The sequence below is a fragment of the Zoogloea sp. LCSB751 genome, assembly GCF_002028455.1.
GTDB lineage: Bacteria > Pseudomonadota > Gammaproteobacteria > Burkholderiales > Rhodocyclaceae > Zoogloea.
In genome coordinates this window covers 15,720-30,296 of record NZ_MWUM01000030.1, presented here as the reverse complement: position 1 = coordinate 30,296, position 14,577 = coordinate 15,720, and the positions used below count along the sequence as shown (strand labels likewise).

The following is a 14,577-nucleotide window of genomic DNA, read 5'->3' as shown; positions in this document are numbered from 1 at the left end:
GCTTCTCAGCCAACTCAAGCAGCAGCCTTGGCTGCCTGCTTGACCAGGCGGGCGACGGTCTCAGACAGCTGAGCGCCGTTGCCTTGCCAGTGAGCCAGACGCTCGGTATTCACGACGAGGCCGACGGCACTGCCGGAGGCAACCGGATTGTAGTAACCGATGCGCTCGATAAAACGGCCATCGCGACGATTACGGGAATCGGCGGCAACGATGTTGTAAAAAGGGCGCTTCTTGGAGCCGCTGCGGGCGAGACGAATAACAACCATGACTGTTCTTGATCCGATGGAATGGAAAAACGTTAGATATTAAATCACGCCGGGGAAATCCGCAAGAAAACAGATGGCTAGATTCCAAGCCGTCGAGAGCATCCGCCGAATCGCCCCCAAGCCGGCAACGGGCTATATCCGCACCTGTTTGCAGGGAAGTTATTTACAATATGCGCTTGGCCAAAACACACAGCAGGCAATGAGCGCCGCCGACTCCTCCCTTTCCGACCGCACCGCTCCCGTCCTTGACTGGCTCGCCACCGAGCTTTCTTCGGATGCGGAGCTGGAGCTGGCAGCTTTCGTACGTCACATCGAGGATCTAACGCGCCCCGAGGTCGGCCGGGGTCAGCTGCAGCGCTGCCTGGATTCACTGCAGGCACGGGGCGTACAGATCAGTCGGATGTTCCGGGAGAAACTGGCCTCGACAGCCCTGCCACTCGATGCCAGCCTCCATCGGTCCGCAACCCGCTTGGTTTCCGCCTTCGGAAAGCTCGCTACGGGCTACGAAGACAACCTGAACGAAATACGCCACCGGATCGCCAAGAACAGCCGCCTGTCGCCCCAGGCCATCAGCGCGAAAGGGCTGGAGATTCTCGGTGAGCAATTCACTGTTGCCCACCTTGCAGGCAACAGTGCCCCCTATGGCTTCTGGCTGCGCGCACACACCCTGTTTCTGGGAAGCCAGGCCGCAGACAACAGCAACAACACCGGCGCTGCAGATACCGCCTACAAGTACCTTCTTGCGTTCTCCGCCGCCCAGCCCGAAGGCCTCACCGGCCCGGAGACCTGCTGGCTGGCCGAATTGCTGAACGTAGCGGCAGGCGATACGAACATCAGCTACACCCCACCAGGGGACCATGACCTCGGGTGGTTCTGGATCGACCCGGACCAGGACACACCGCCGATTTCGGACAACCGGCGCGCGCCCCCCCCTGTCGAAGGCCTGATCTATTTCTCCGCGGAAGAACTCGCCCGCAAGGCGACAGCGTGGATCGAAACACTCGACACCGAAGAGCAGCCCCTGAATGGACTTCCCGCTGGGCTGCCAGCCAGCGAGGCAGCCACCCTGCTGCGCCGCGTCAGGGAATACTGGGCCACGCCACCGCGACGGGAGCACTCCCGGCGCCGCAACCAATATGCGGTTCGCGTATGCACGGGCCTCGACGCGATCTGGAAGATGCTCCGAGAGAACGGCGCCGCACGGCAGGAGCCCTACACTTCGGAATGGATGGTGGTCAACGAAAGCCCTACCGGATACGCGATCATGCAAGTCACCGGAACGGCCTCCGATCTCGTCGCCGGCATGGCGCTGGCGCTGCGCCGCAACGACGACGATCCGTGGACCCTGTGCGTCGTGCGCTGGATACGCACGGAGACGCCCGAACAGGTCGAACTGGGCCTGCAAGTCATCGCCAACACTGCCAAGCCCGTGACGGTTGGCTTCCGGAGCGGAAACCAGACACGTCCGATGCGCCCGGCGCTGGTCTTGCCTCCAATCGCAGCTCTGGGGCGTCAGCAGGCCATTCTCGCGCCTGCCGGAACTTATTCGGCACGACGTTTCATGCTGGTCTCCGACACCAATCGTCTCTACGTTGCCCAGGGGCGCTTGCTCAGCCTGGACATGCAGACAGCTGCGGTCGAACTCTTCCAGTACGAAATCGACCCCTACCCCCTGTAACACCCGCTAGGAGTGCAAGGACGCAATCGGTTGCGCGGTCTCACGCGCAAAGGCAGCCAGCATTTCGTCCCACAACTCACACACATCGGCAGTGCCATCAGTCCGGGTTCGCCAGGAGTCCGGCAACCGCCCCCAGCCGAAAAGGGCACCGATCTCCGACATGGGCACCGCATCAGCAGCCTTGACCAGCAACCACCCTCCTCCATCCAGGCGTGCAGCGATACCGGCCGACTCAAGAGCCTCCAGCGTCCTTCTCATATCGTCATGCCCAACCGCCCCCCGCTCGGCAAGCACCGCCATCGTCCTTGAGCAACCCTCGCGCTGAGCACCGACCAGTTCCCTGAGCGCCAGCATGGCCACAAAGAGCTCTCGCCCAGGAAACGCCGGCAAAATGGCGTGCACCAGCTTGCGTTCAGGCAGCACTGCAGCCAGCGCAGCACCGAGAAGAATCACGATCCAGGACAAATACAACCACAACAGAAAGATGGGCACGGCCGCAAACGTGCCATAGACCAGCGTGTAGCTCGGGAAATGCACCAGGTACAAGCCAAACAGGCGCTGCATGACCAGAAAGCCGGTCGCCGCACACAAGCCGGCAAACATCGCATCGCCAACCCGCACACTGCAGTGAGGCACCACGAGGTAGAGAGTGCCAAAAACCCCGGTCAGGACGGTGACCGCAATGAGACGCAGCCCGAGGCCTTCAAGCCACGCCGGCTCACTCATGATGTCGAGAGACATGCTCAGCATTGCACTGGCGGCAAACACGCACCCCGCCAGCAGCAGCGGGCCGAGGGAAAGCGCAGCCCAATAGGCCGCCAGACGCGTGGCCCACGGACGGCGGCTGTTGATCATCCAGATCTGATTGATGACCTGATCGATGGTCTTCATCAGCATGAGGGTCGTGGCGATCAGCACGAGGGCGCCAACGACGGTCAGATTGGCAGCCTTCTCGCTGAACTGCAGCGCATAGGTCGCAATCACCTTGCCAGCTCTGTCGGGCAACAGATTATCGAGCAGAAAACCCCGCAGAGCATCGCCGAAACGAGCCGACTGGGGTAGCCGGCTAAACACCACCGCCACCAGGGTCACCATCGGTACCAGAGACAATAGTGTGGTGAAAGCCAGACTACCGGCCACCTGTGCGCAACGTCCATCCTGGAAGCGCCGCACTACGGCCGATGCCAGATGCGCCACCGGCAGCCGACGATGCAATCGAGGAAAATCAGGGGTCGGGTTCATTTACGTATAATGCGCTTCCGTTTTGCACGGCTTTACCATGCAAGAAATTCTCGTCCTCTACTACAGCCATCGGGGCTCGGTCCGGGCGCTCGCCGAGTTGATCGCCCGCGGCATCGAATCCGTTCCCGGCATGGCCGCCCGCCTGCGCACCGTTCCACGGGTTTCGGCCGTCTGCGAAGCGGTTGAAGACGGCATACCCGACCGCGGAGCCCCTTATGCCGACATCCACGACCTCGAAGAATGCGTCGGCCTGGCCCTTGGCAGCCCGACTCGTTTCGGCAACATGGCTGCGCCGGTCAAGTACTTCCTTGACGGCACCGCCGGCCCCTGGCTGTCCGGCGCCCTCGCCGGAAAGCCAGCCTGCGTGTTCACGTCGTCGGCAAGCCAGCATGGCGGCCAGGAAAGCACCCTGCTTTCGATGATGACACCGCTGCTGCACCACGGGATGCTGATTGTCGGCCTGCCCTTCTCCGAACCTGACCTGACCCGCACGCGCAGTGGCGGCTCCCCTTACGGAGCCACCCACTGGGCTGGCAAGGATGACAACACCCTGATCACCGACGAGGAAAAACGTCTCGCCACCGCCCTTGGCCGACGACTCGCGGAAACCGCCAGAAAGCTCTCGACCCCATGACCGCCCCCAAGACCCTGTCCCTCATCGCCAGCATCACACTGCTGCTCCTGATCGCCCTGTGCCTGGCCTGGGAGGCCATCCTGGCGCCGCTACGCCCCGGCGGCTCGTGGATGACACTGAAAGTCCTGCCGCTGATGGTGGCCTTGTTCGGCATTCTGCGCGGCAAGCGCTACACCTATCAGTGGAGCTCGATGATGATTCTGCTCTATCTGACCGAAGGCGTGGTCCGCACCAACGATGCACCTCCTGGCAGCGCGCTCGCTCTGGCCGAAGCCGTGCTGAGCGTGATCTTCTTCATCGCGGTCGTGCTGTACGCCCGCAATACCGCACCGTCGCGGCTGGCCAGGGCTGCCAGCGGCAAGCCCTGAAGCGCCGGGTAGAGGGGTCAGACCTGGGGATTCAGACGCTCAAGCTTGGCGTGCAGTTTGTTGAGCGCATTGAGATAAGCCTTGGCCGACGCGACGATGATGTCGGTGTCCGCTCCCTGCCCATTGACCACCCGATCCTCCTTGGAGAGACGGACAGTCACCTCGCCCTGGGCATCGGTCCCAGTGGTAATCGCATTCACCGAATACAGCAGTAGCTGGGCGCCGCTGTCAGCCACGGCTTCGATAGCCTTGAAAGCGGCATCCACCGGCCCCGAACCGCTGGACTCGACCTTGGCCTCCTTGCCACCGATAGACAGGGTCAGGCGTGCACTGGGCGTCTCACCGGTTTCCGAGTGGAAGGACGAAGCGACGAGCCGGAAATGCTCCTGCGGCTCCGAGCTTTCATCGCTCATCAACGCCTGCAGATCCTCATCAAAGATCTCGTGCTTCTTGTCGGCCAGCTCCTTGAAGCGCGCAAAGGCGTGATTCAGCTGCTCCTCGGATTTGATCTCGACCCCCAGCTCAACGAGCCGCGAACGGAACGCATTGCGCCCGGAGTGCTTGCCCATCACCAGCTTATTGGCCACCCAGCCAACATCCTCGGCGCGCATGATTTCGTAGGTTTCGCGATGCTTGAGCACGCCATCCTGATGAATGCCGGACTCATGAGCAAAGGCGTTCGCACCGACGATCGCCTTGTTGGGCTGCACCGGAAAACCGGTGATGCTGGACACAAGCTTGGAGGCGGGCACGATCTGCGTCGTATCGATGCGCGTATCGCACTGGAACACGTCCTTGCGCGTTCTCACCGCCATCACGATCTCTTCCAGCGACGCATTGCCTGCCCGCTCGCCCAGACCGTTGACCGTACACTCGACCTGACGCGCACCGGCACGCACCGCGGCCAGCGAATTGGCCACTGCCAGACCAAGATCGTTATGACAATGCACCGACCACACCACCTTGTCGGAATTCGGCACCCGTTCGATCAGACTCCGGAGCGTCGCCGCGAACTGCTCCGGCACGTTATAGCCGACAGTGTCAGGGACGTTGATCGTCGTTGCACCCGCCTTGATGACGGCCTCGAAGATCCGGCACAGGAAATCGATCTCGGAGCGACCGGCATCCTCCGCCGAAAACTCGATATCGCTGGTGTATTCCCGCGCCCAGCCGATCGCCCGCACCGCCTGCTCGACCACCTGATCGGGGCTCATGCGCAGCTTCTTCTCCATGTGGATCGGGCTGGTCGCAATAAAGGTGTGGATACGCCCGGAAGCCGCCGGACGAATCGCCTCGCCGGCACGGCGGATGTCGTTCTCGTTGGCACGGGCCAGCGAACAGATCGTCGAGTCCTTGATGGCCTCCGCCACCGCGCGGACAGCCTCGAAATCGCCATTGGACGCCGCCGCGAAGCCAGCCTCGATCACGTTGACCTTCATCCGCTCGAGTTGCCGCGCGATGCGCAGCTTCTCGTCCCGCGTCATCGAGGCACCGGGACTCTGCTCCCCGTCACGCAAGGTGGTGTCGAAAATGATCAACTGGTCACTCATGATTGGCTCCTGCCGAATTATTGATGTTTTGATCGATCAACGCGTCGGCCGTTCCGTCTGGACGAACCAAGCCCGCGCAAATGGAACGGCCCATTGCCGAAGACCTTGCCACCGCAGCGAATCAGGAATCCGCCGGCTCGGCGGGATCCTTCACGGCCTTGCGCCGCGTGCCCTTGAGCCAGGCCCAGGCGCTCGTCACATAACCGGAAACCGCGTAACACAGGAACAGCCCGAACAGGACCCCCGGCGGATAGCTAGAGACCAGCAGGAAGCCCAGCACGAAGGCGATAATCACGATAAACGGCACGCTGCGGCGCAGATTGATTTCCTTGCCGCTGTAGAACAACACGTTGCTGACCATCGAGATGCCGGCAAAGATCGTCAGCGCACAGGCATACCAGCGCACGTCCGGCCCAGCGATGCCGTTATCCATCATCACCCACACCAGGCCGCTCACCAACGCAGCCGCAGCCGGGCTGGGCAGCCCCTGGAAGTAGCGCTTGTCGATGACGTCGATGTTGGTGTTGAAGCGCGCCAGCCGCAAAGCCGCACCGGCACAATAGATGAAGGCCGCCATCCAGCCGAGCTTGCCCATGCCCTTCAACGCCCATTCGTACATGATCAGCGCCGGTGCTGCACCAAAGGACACCATGTCGGACAGCGAATCGTACTCGGCACCGAAAGCGCTCTGGGTGCGGGTCAGCCGCGCCACGCGACCATCCAGCCCGTCGAGCACCATGGCAATGAAGATGGCCACCGCCGCCTGCTCGAACAGACCGTTCATCGCCTGCACGATGGCATAGAAGCCAGCGAAGAGTGCTGCGGTCGTGAAAAGATTGGGGAGAATGTAGATCCCCCTGCGACGCCGTTCGGGGTTGAGCAGGGGCTTACGAGATTGCAGATCGGCCATGGAGGGGACGATATGTTGAGTCGGACACGATTGTAACGCAGGTCAATGCAGCAGGTCCGAAAACGACTCGGGGGACTTGCGTCCCCCGTTCTTCCTACCTGCCAGCCCGCTTAGTTCTTGGACTGATCGACCAGCTTGTTGGCCTTGATCCACGGCATCATGTCACGCAGCTGGGCACCGACGGTTTCGATCGGATGCACGGCGTTCAGACGACGACGGGCGGTCATGGACGGGTAGTTGGTCTTGCCTTCCAGGATGAACATCTTGGCGTATTCACCGGTCTGGATGCGCTTGAGGGCTTCGCGCATGGCGTAGCGGGACTCTTCGTTGATGACCTCGGGGCCGGTCACGTACTCGCCATACTCCGCGTTGTTGGAGATGGAGTAGTTCATGTTGGCGATGCCGCCTTCGTACATCAGGTCGACGATCAGCTTAAGCTCGTGCAGGCACTCGAAGTAGGCCATTTCCGGAGCGTAGCCGGCTTCGACCAGGGTCTCGAAACCCATCTTGACCAGCTCGACCGCGCCGCCACAGAGCACAGCCTGTTCGCCGAACAGGTCGGTTTCGGTTTCTTCACGGAAGTTGGTTTCGATCACGCCACCCTTGGTACCGCCGTTGGCAGCAGCGTAGGACAGGGCGATGTCGCGGGCCTTGCCGGACTTGTCCTGGTACACGGCGATCAGGGACGGCACGCCGCCGCCCTTCAGGTACTCGGAACGGACGGTGTGGCCGGGGCCCTTCGGGGCAACCATGATCACATCCAGATCGGCACGGGGCACGACCTGGTTGTAATGCACGTTGAAGCCATGGGCGAAAGCCAGCACGCCGCCTTGCTTGATGTTCGGTTCGATGTCGTTCTTGTAGACGTCGGGGATGTTCTCGTCCGGCAGCAGGATCATGACCACGTCGGCAGCACGAACGGCCTCGGCCACTTCGGCAACCTTCAGACCAGCACCTTCAGCCTTGGCCCAGGAAGCGCCGCTCTTGCGCAGGCCGACCGTCACATTGACGCCGGAGTCGCGCAGATTCTGGGCGTGGGCATGGCCCTGGGAACCGTAACCAACGATCGTGACCTGCTTGCCCTTGATCAGGGAGAGATCCGCATCCTTATCGTAATAAACCTTCATTTCATGCCTTTCTGACACAAGAGGAGCAAATCGCGGGAGAACGCCGGCCGTGCAGCCCGCGCCACCCCCGCATCACACTTTCAATACCCGATCACCGCGGCCAACGCCGCAGATGCCGGAGCGCACGGTTTCGAGAATCAGGCCGGCGTCGATGGCGCCGACAAAGGAATCGAGCTTGGCTTGAGTACCCGTGAGCTCGATCACATAGCTGGTATCGGTTACGTCGATGATGCGCCCGCGGAAGATCTCCGCCATGCGCTTCATTTCCTCGCGATCCTTGCCGGTTGCCCGCACCTTCACGAGCATCAGCTCGCGTTCGATATGGGCGGACTCGGACAGATCCACCACCTTTACCACCTCCACCAGCTTATTGAGCTGCTTGGTGATCTGCTCGACGATGTCGTCCGACCCGGACGTCACGATCGTCATGCGCGACAACGAGGCGTCCTCGGTGGGCGCCACGGTCAGGGATTCGATATTGTAGCCACGGGCGGAAAAAAGCCCCGAGACGCGCGACAGCGCGCCGGATTCGTTCTCGATGAGAAGGGAGATGACGTGTCTCATATGCGTGCTTTGCTTGCTGACCATCAACCCGCGCAACCAGTGGGCGTCGAGCGTTGGTAACGATTCGGGAGCGGGCCGCCTGTGGTTTCCCACGGCACGCTCCCGGCGAATCAGAGATCCTCGGCGGACAGGATCATGTCGGTCAGACCCTTGCCCCCCTGAACCATGGGATACACGTTCTCGGTCGGATCGACCTGGAAGTCGAGGAAGACCAGATCGTTCTTGCGCTTGAACGCCTCGCGCAGGGCATCCTCCACGTCACCGGGCTTCTGCACGCGCAGCGCCACGTGGCCGTACGCCTCGGCCAGCTTCGTGAAGTCCGGCAAGGCATCCATGTAGGACTCGGAGTAACGATTGCCGTGGAACAGCTCCTGCCACTGGCGCACCATGCCGAGATAACCGTTGTTGAGCAGGATCACCTTGATCGGGAGTCGGAACTGCTTGCAGGTAGACAGCTCCTGAATGTTCATCTGCACCGACCCCTCGCCGGTAATACAGGCAACCGGAGAGCCCGGATGGGCCAGCTGAACGCCCATCGCTGCGGGCAGGCCGAAGCCCATGGTGCCAAGACCGCCGGAATTCACCCAGCGACGCGGCTTGTCGAACTTGTAATACTGGGCCGCCCACATCTGGTGCTGCCCCACATCGGAGGTAACGAAGGCATCACCACCCGTCACCTCCCACAGCTTCTGCACCACATACTGCGGCTTGATGACATCAACCCCCTGATTGAACTTCAGGCAATCACGGCGACGCCATTCCTCAATCTGCTTCCACCAGTCGCCGAGAGCCCCCTGATCGGAACGCTCGGTGGTGCCATCGAGCAGCGCCAGCAGTTCGCCGAGCACTTCAGCCACATCACCGACGATGGGCACATCCACCTTCACCCGCTTCGAAATGGAAGACGGGTCGATGTCGATATGGATGATCTTGCGCGGCTCGGACGCGAAGTGGGCTGGACTACCGATAACACGGTCGTCGAAGCGGGCACCGACCGCGAGCAGCACGTCGCAATAGTGCATCCCCATGTTGGCCTCGTAATTGCCGTGCATGCCCAGCATACCGACGAACTGACGGTCGCTGGCCGGATAGCCACCGAGACCCATGAGAGTGTTGGTACAGGGGAAGCCAAGCTTGCGCACCAGCGCGGTCAGCTTGTCCGCCGCATCGCCGAGCACGACGCCACCGCCGGCGTAAACCATCGGGCGCTTGGCTTCGAGCAGAAGCTGCAGCGCTTTCTTGATCTGGCCGTGATGCCCCTTGACGACAGGGCTGTAGGAGCGCATAGCCACCGCCTGCGGGTACTCGAACTCGCACTTCTGGGCAGTGATGTCCTTCGGGATATCAACCAGCACGGGTCCGGGACGGCCACTCTTGGCGAGATAGAAAGCCTTCTTGATCGTCGGCGCGATGTCGCGCACGTCACGCACGAGGAAGTTGTGCTTCACGCAAGGACGGGTGATGCCGACGGTGTCCACTTCCTGGAAAGCATCCTGACCGATGGCCGATGACGGCACCTGACCGGAGATGATGACCATAGGAATCGAATCGCAATAGGCCGTGGCGATGCCGGTCACTGCATTGGTGGCACCCGGACCGGAAGTCACCAGCGCGACGCCAACCTTCTCGGTCGAGCGCGCATAGCCATCCGCTGCGTGAATGGCCGCCTGCTCGTGACGCACGAGCACATGGCGAACCTTGTCCTGCTTGAACAGTTCGTCGTAGATGTAAAGTACCGCGCCACCCGGATAGCCGAAAAGATAATCGACCTTTTCTTCCTGGAGACTCCTGATTACAATTTCCGCACCGGTAATTACCATCGCTGCACCCGAAGCTGTTTCGGCAATGTGAAACGTTGAACCATACCGCCGCCCAGGCGATTGGTCAAGGCGCCGCTGGCGGCATTCCGATCCAGGCCGCGGGTGCATCGTTTTAGTTGGCGCCCCCCGCCCACAACAAAGAGGGGCGCCACGCTCCAGTTGAGGATCTCCCCCTGCCTTCCCGTCTTGAACTATCGGACTTCCTCGCCAGCGTCGAAAAAAGGGCATTCAAACAGGCCTTGTTCGCGGTCCGCAATGAAGAGTCGGCCCTCGACATCGTGCAGGACGCCATGCTCAAGCTAGCCGAAAAGTACGGCGACAAGCCGCTGGAAGAACTGCCAATGCTTTTCCAGCGCATCCTGCAGAACGTGATCCGCGACCATTATCGCCGGCAGAAAGTGCGCAGCATGTGGACCACGCTGCTGTCAGCCTTCTCCTCCAACTCGGAGGACGAGGACTACGACCCACTTGAAATGCTCGAATCGGCGGACAGCGAACACAAGAGCGAATCACCTCAAGCCCAGCTTGAACAACATCAGACGCTATCGGTCATAGAAAAAGAAATCGAAAAACTCCCAACCCGTCAACGCGAAGCCTTCCTCATGCGTTACTGGGAGGAAATGGACATAGCCGAAACGGCTGCAGCAATGGGTTGCTCCGAAGGAAGCGTGAAGACGCACTGCTCCCGGGCGACGCACACTTTGGCTGCAGCACTTGCAGCAAAGGGCATCACACTATGAACGATCAGGAATTTCACCGCCGGGTCCGGCAACACCTGAACGCATCGGCGTGGAACCTCCCGCCGACAGCTTCCGCGCGCCTGCACGAGGCGCGTCAGAAGGCGTTGAGCCGCCAGAAGGTCGCCATCCGTGGCCTGAGCCTGGCCGGAGTCGGCCAGATGTTCACCGAACGCGTAGTGCCGCGAGGCAAGACCACCATCGCCATGATCGCAGTCATCCTGGCTGCACTGGGCAGCGTCCTGCTTGGGCAATTGCAACATACCGCCGACCTGGAGGAAGTGGACAGCGCCCTGCTCGCCGACGACCTTCCGATCGACGCTTACCTGGACCGCGGATTCGACGCATGGGTGCAAAACGACTCTCCCGAGTGAGCCTCTTGCTCATGCTGGGCTGGTCGGCCTGTGCCCTGCCAGCTCCGCCCATCAGTGCACCGGCGTGGAATGATCTGACGCCGGCGCAGCAACGCACCCTGACCCCACTGGCCAAGGAGTGGCGCGACCTGCCCGACGAGCGCCGCCGGAAGTGGGTTGGAATCGCCGACCGCTTCCCCGGATATACGCCGGAAGAACAGGAACGCCTGCAGCACCGCATGCAGACCTGGATCTCCCTCACGCCAGAGCAGCGCACCATCGCCCGGGATCAGTACCGGAACCTCCAGCGCATTTCTCCTGAAAAGCGTGAAACGCTCAGGGAAAAATGGAATGCCTACCAGGAGCTGCCCAGCGACGAGAAGAAGCGCTTCACCGAAGCCGCCGCCAAACAGCCGGCCAAACCCGCCATTCCAAAGACTGGCGCGCCTCCGATCAAACCCCTGACGGCACCGCCACCGCCACGGCCGACCTTCCCGAAGATCAAGGTTACGCCACCTCCCGTCCCCGAGCAGCCCGCCAGCCCGGCGACACAGGCCAGCGGCCCGGCATCGCAAGCATCCGCCCCCCCTGCTGTTGCAGCCACAGTAGAGGCGACAACGCCTCCCACCTCATCCACCAAGCCCTAAGCGCACCCATGCCCCAAAAACTCCCTGCCGCCGGCAACTCCACGCCGGTCCGGCAGGCCGTCGAACTCGCCGGTCTGCGCCGTCGTCTGGCGAGCATGCTCTACGAGATCCTACTGCTGCTCGGCGTCCTCGCCCTCGCCTTCATGGTTCCGTTGCTGATCCTGGGGGCCACTTTGAACTACACACCACCGGGCGGCTTCCTGTGGGGATATGTTTTCTTGGTCCTGGGGGCCTATTTCCTGTGGTACTGGCGAACCGGCGGGCAAACGCTTGCCATGCAGACCTGGAAACTGCGGATTGTGAACACCGAAGGAGCACGGATATCCGTGCGCCAGGGCTGCATCCGCTACATGCTGGCCTGGCCTTCCGTACTGCTGTTCGGAATTGGAATTGTGTGGGCCCTGCTCGACAAGGAACGCCAGTTCCTGCACGACCGCCTGGCCGGCACCCGCATCGTGCTGCTGCTCGACAAGCTCAAAAACTGAGCAGCAACAGGACTAACGGCGCTCGACCCACCACATCATGAACGCCGCCGCCAGAAAGAAGCTGACGCTGGGCGTCAGCGCTGCCACTGCAGGCACCCACCCGTTGATCACACCGAGATTGGAAAACAGGCCATTCAACAGGTGGAAGCCCACCCCCAGCATGATCCCGGAAAAGACTTTCAAACTCACGCCACCCATCCGCGTCTGCATGTAGCCGAAGGGCAGTGCCAACCCCATCATGACGAATGCAGCAAACGGGTAGGCCAGTTTTTTCCACAGGGCGATTTCATAGCGGGTGGTCTTCTGGTTGTTGTCCCGCAGGTGATGAATGTAGGAATACAGCGTCGACACCGACATGCGCTCCGGAACAACCATCAGCACCGACAACACCTCCGGTGTCAGCTCGGAATTCCAGACCATCTCCGGAAGTGAAACCGTGGACGTTCCTCCATCGGAAAAGCGCGTCTGGGCAACCTTGCGCAGACGCCAGCCGTCGCTGCCGTCATAAGCACCCGACTCCGCTTCGCTGATCGACACCAGCGCTGCGCGTTCGTCGAACTCATAGATGCGGACGCCTTGCAGGCTGGTATCCGGCAGCACGCTGCTGACATTGACGAAACGCCGGCCATCGCGCACCCACAGGCCGGTCCGCAATTCCTGGGACACCATCGAACGCGTCGCCGCCAGTCGCCACTGCTGAGCCGCCCGCTCAGCTGGCGGCGCCAGGTACTCACCGAAGACAAAGGTCAGCACCACAAAAACGCTACCGATCGCCAGCAAGCCCGACAACAGGCGGCGGGTCGACAAGCCCGACGCACGCAGCACCGTAATCTCGGAATGACGCGCCAGGGTGGTCAACGCATACAGGGTCCCGATCAACACTGCGATCGGCATCAGTTCATAGACCCGCCCCGGCATAATCATCGCGACATAAATGGCCGCGTGATGAAGCATGTAACCGCCCTTGCCGATGTCGTCCAGTTCATTCACCAGATCGAAAAAGGCAAACAGCCCCAGAAAGGCCAGCAACACCAGCGCAACCGCCGCATAGATCTCGCGGCTCAGATAACGGATATAGACGGGAATCATCAGCGCTTCCGCCAGCGTGCAAAAACGCTGAGACGTCGATAGAACAAGGCACCCAGCGCGCACAGCATGACCAGGTGCGGCGCCCACAACCCCACGTCGAAACGCAGCCGTCCCTGGCCGACCCAGGCCTGGCAGACGCTCAGGGCGTTGCTATAGATCAGATAGACAAGAATCGCGAGCACCAGGTTGTTGGCACGCCCGGCCCGAGGACTCACGAAAGACAGCGGAATGGCCAGCAAGGCCAGCATCGTCGCCAGCAGAGGAGCGCTGATTCGTGCCAGCAGTTCGCCCTGGTTGCGGGCATCGGGGTTCTTCAGCAAGGCTGGCAGTGCCAGCGTCTTCGGCTGCCTTTCCGCCGTACTGGCCTCCTTCGACTCCATCCGGATGGAGTACTTCTCGAACTCCATCACCCGGTAGCTCGGCGTTCCTGGCGTGCCCTCGTATCGGCGACCATGCTCGAGCACAACAAAGCGGTTGCCCGCTGCGTCGTTTTCGACGTGCCCTTGTGCGGCCACCATCACCCCCAGCCGCCCGTGCTGCATGCTGCTGGCAAAGACGTTGCGAACCCGGCCCTCCTCGCCTGACAGGGCCTCGACGAAGAACACCCGTTCGCCGCCCGAAGACTCACGGAACAAGCCGGGCGCCACACGGGAGACGTCGTCCCGGTTGTTCAATTGCTCCTTGTACTCCACGCTTTTCTTCTGCGCCCAGGGCGCGACGAAAAGGGACAGACAGGCGATCAGCACAACCACCGGCAAGGTAAAGCGCAGCACCGGCCGCACCCACGCCGTCAGTGGCAGGCCGCTGGAAAACCAGACCACCATCTCTGAATCCCGGTAACAGCGGGACAGTGACATCAGGATGGCAATGAACACAGTGAGAGACAGCACCACCGGCATCTGGGCGATGGCTCCGAAACCGATCAGGGCCAGCACCGCATCGGCAGGCACACGGCCACCCGCAGCCTGACCCAACAAACGGATCAGAACCGTGGAAATCAGGATCGCAAACAGCGCCACGAAGACCGCCACGGCGTTCTGCGTAAATTCGCGCTGGGCAGCTCGAAGAAAAATCATGCGGGAATAGTATTAGCGGCGACAGCAGGCC

At 61.6% G+C, this 14,577-nt stretch carries 16 protein-coding genes; 7 read left to right on the top strand and 9 right to left on the bottom strand.

The genetic code is table 11. The features are described 5' to 3' along the window. Positions 1 to 14 precede the first annotated feature (14 nt). Complete coding sequence (gene rpsP / locus B4920_RS22645) at positions 15 to 266, bottom strand: 30S ribosomal protein S16 (protein ID WP_079436953.1); 252 nt, start codon at positions 264 to 266, stop codon at positions 15 to 17. A gap of 73 nt (positions 267 to 339) precedes the next feature. On the opposite strand from rpsP, the gene B4920_RS22640 reads away from it, so the two are divergent. Further along, positions 340 to 1,944: a hypothetical protein gene (locus tag B4920_RS22640; RefSeq protein ID WP_139379599.1), complete on the top strand. Its 1,605-nt coding sequence runs from the start codon at positions 340 to 342 to the stop codon at positions 1,942 to 1,944. A gap of 6 nt (positions 1,945 to 1,950) precedes the next feature. Here the strand turns inward: B4920_RS22640 and B4920_RS22635 are convergent, their stop codons facing one another. Further along, positions 1,951 to 3,186 carry a YihY family inner membrane protein gene (locus tag B4920_RS22635; RefSeq protein ID WP_079436951.1) on the bottom strand — a complete coding sequence of 412 codons (1,236 nt, stop codon included), beginning with the start codon at positions 3,184 to 3,186 and terminating at the stop codon, positions 1,951 to 1,953. A gap of 37 nt (positions 3,187 to 3,223) precedes the next feature. On the opposite strand from B4920_RS22635, the gene wrbA reads away from it, so the two are divergent. Together wrbA and B4920_RS22625 are read left to right on the top strand one after the other, a co-directional pair. Further along, positions 3,224 to 3,820 carry an NAD(P)H:quinone oxidoreductase gene (gene wrbA, locus B4920_RS22630; protein ID WP_079436950.1) on the top strand — a complete coding sequence of 199 codons (597 nt, stop codon included), beginning with the start codon at positions 3,224 to 3,226 and terminating at the stop codon, positions 3,818 to 3,820. Continuing rightward, positions 3,817 to 4,188: a DUF2069 domain-containing protein gene (locus tag B4920_RS22625; protein WP_079436949.1), complete on the top strand. Its 372-nt coding sequence runs from the start codon at positions 3,817 to 3,819 to the stop codon at positions 4,186 to 4,188. Before wrbA ends, B4920_RS22625 begins: the two co-directional genes overlap by 4 nt. A 17-nt stretch (positions 4,189 to 4,205) precedes the next feature. Here B4920_RS22625 and B4920_RS22620 read toward each other — a convergent pair whose 3' ends face one another. The 5 genes from B4920_RS22620 to B4920_RS22600 form a co-directional block, all read right to left on the bottom strand. Further along, positions 4,206 to 5,738, bottom strand: coding sequence for a 2-isopropylmalate synthase (locus B4920_RS22620; protein WP_079436948.1), 1,533 nt, complete (start codon positions 5,736 to 5,738; stop codon positions 4,206 to 4,208). Positions 5,739 to 5,859: 121 nt separating this feature from the next. Then, positions 5,860 to 6,648 carry a CDP-diacylglycerol--serine O-phosphatidyltransferase gene (gene pssA / locus B4920_RS22615; RefSeq protein ID WP_079436947.1) on the bottom strand — a complete coding sequence of 263 codons (789 nt, stop codon included), beginning with the start codon at positions 6,646 to 6,648 and terminating at the stop codon, positions 5,860 to 5,862. 110 nt (positions 6,649 to 6,758) lie between these two features. After that, on the bottom strand, positions 6,759 to 7,775 hold the full coding sequence (ilvC, locus tag B4920_RS22610; protein ID WP_079436946.1) for a ketol-acid reductoisomerase: 1,017 nt from the start codon (positions 7,773 to 7,775) through the stop codon (positions 6,759 to 6,761). 72 nt (positions 7,776 to 7,847) lie between these two features. Next, a complete protein-coding gene (gene ilvN, locus B4920_RS22605; RefSeq protein ID WP_079436945.1) occupies positions 7,848 to 8,339 on the bottom strand; it encodes an acetolactate synthase small subunit in 492 nt (163 codons plus the stop codon). Positions 8,340 to 8,449: 110 nt separating this feature from the next. Then, on the bottom strand, positions 8,450 to 10,267 hold the full coding sequence (locus tag B4920_RS22600) for an acetolactate synthase 3 catalytic subunit (protein WP_079436944.1): 1,818 nt from the start codon (positions 10,265 to 10,267) through the stop codon (positions 8,450 to 8,452). Positions 10,268 to 10,275: 8 nt separating this feature from the next. On the opposite strand from B4920_RS22600, the gene B4920_RS22595 reads away from it, so the two are divergent. Genes B4920_RS22595 through B4920_RS22580 form a run of 4 tightly spaced genes read left to right on the top strand, consistent with a single transcriptional unit; the run spans position 10,276 to position 12,381 of the window. Then, positions 10,276 to 10,899, top strand: a complete 624-nt coding sequence (locus tag B4920_RS22595) for an RNA polymerase sigma factor (protein ID WP_254051024.1) — start codon at positions 10,276 to 10,278, stop codon at positions 10,897 to 10,899. Further along, positions 10,896 to 11,270: a DUF3619 family protein gene (locus B4920_RS22590; protein ID WP_079436943.1), complete on the top strand. Its 375-nt coding sequence runs from the start codon at positions 10,896 to 10,898 to the stop codon at positions 11,268 to 11,270. Before B4920_RS22595 ends, B4920_RS22590 begins: the two co-directional genes overlap by 4 nt. Continuing rightward, entirely contained in the window at positions 11,267 to 11,896 is a 630-nt protein-coding gene (locus B4920_RS22585) for a DUF3106 domain-containing protein (protein ID WP_161493374.1), read from the top strand. Before B4920_RS22590 ends, B4920_RS22585 begins: the two co-directional genes overlap by 4 nt. An 8-nt stretch (positions 11,897 to 11,904) precedes the next feature. Then, positions 11,905 to 12,381 carry an RDD family protein gene (locus B4920_RS22580; RefSeq protein ID WP_079436941.1) on the top strand — a complete coding sequence of 159 codons (477 nt, stop codon included), beginning with the start codon at positions 11,905 to 11,907 and terminating at the stop codon, positions 12,379 to 12,381. Between the two features lie 12 nt (positions 12,382 to 12,393). Here B4920_RS22580 and lptG read toward each other — a convergent pair whose 3' ends face one another. Both lptG and lptF read right to left on the bottom strand, forming a co-directional pair. Beyond that, the gene (gene lptG, locus B4920_RS22575; RefSeq protein ID WP_079436940.1) at positions 12,394 to 13,470 is read right to left on the bottom strand and encodes an LPS export ABC transporter permease LptG; all 1,077 of its coding nucleotides are present in this window, start codon (positions 13,468 to 13,470) and stop codon (positions 12,394 to 12,396) included. Further along, positions 13,470 to 14,546, bottom strand: a complete 1,077-nt coding sequence (gene lptF / locus B4920_RS22570; RefSeq protein ID WP_079436939.1) for an LPS export ABC transporter permease LptF — start codon at positions 14,544 to 14,546, stop codon at positions 13,470 to 13,472. The genes lptG and lptF overlap by 1 nt, the downstream gene beginning before the upstream one ends. Between the last annotated feature and the right edge of the window lie 31 nt (positions 14,547 to 14,577).

Coding starts and splice junctions, on each gene's coding strand:
- rpsP (WP_079436953.1), bottom strand. CDS start 266: ATGGTTGTTATTCGTCTCGCCCGCAGCGGCTCCAAGAAGCGCCCTTTT.
- B4920_RS22640 (WP_139379599.1), top strand. CDS start 340: ATGGCTAGATTCCAAGCCGTCGAGAGCATCCGCCGAATCGCCCCCAAG.
- B4920_RS22635 (WP_079436951.1), bottom strand. CDS start 3,186: ATGAACCCGACCCCTGATTTTCCTCGATTGCATCGTCGGCTGCCGGTG.
- wrbA (WP_079436950.1), top strand. CDS start 3,224: ATGCAAGAAATTCTCGTCCTCTACTACAGCCATCGGGGCTCGGTCCGG.
- B4920_RS22625 (WP_079436949.1), top strand. CDS start 3,817: ATGACCGCCCCCAAGACCCTGTCCCTCATCGCCAGCATCACACTGCTG.
- B4920_RS22620 (WP_079436948.1), bottom strand. CDS start 5,738: ATGAGTGACCAGTTGATCATTTTCGACACCACCTTGCGTGACGGGGAG.
- pssA (WP_079436947.1), bottom strand. CDS start 6,648: ATGGCCGATCTGCAATCTCGTAAGCCCCTGCTCAACCCCGAACGGCGT.
- ilvC (WP_079436946.1), bottom strand. CDS start 7,775: ATGAAGGTTTATTACGATAAGGATGCGGATCTCTCCCTGATCAAGGGC.
- ilvN (WP_079436945.1), bottom strand. CDS start 8,339: ATGAGACACGTCATCTCCCTTCTCATCGAGAACGAATCCGGCGCGCTG.
- B4920_RS22600 (WP_079436944.1), bottom strand. CDS start 10,267: ATGCACCCGCGGCCTGGATCGGAATGCCGCCAGCGGCGCCTTGACCAA.
- B4920_RS22590 (WP_079436943.1), top strand. CDS start 10,896: ATGAACGATCAGGAATTTCACCGCCGGGTCCGGCAACACCTGAACGCA.
- B4920_RS22580 (WP_079436941.1), top strand. CDS start 11,905: ATGCCCCAAAAACTCCCTGCCGCCGGCAACTCCACGCCGGTCCGGCAG.
- lptG (WP_079436940.1), bottom strand. CDS start 13,470: ATGATTCCCGTCTATATCCGTTATCTGAGCCGCGAGATCTATGCGGCG.
- lptF (WP_079436939.1), bottom strand. CDS start 14,546: ATGATTTTTCTTCGAGCTGCCCAGCGCGAATTTACGCAGAACGCCGTG.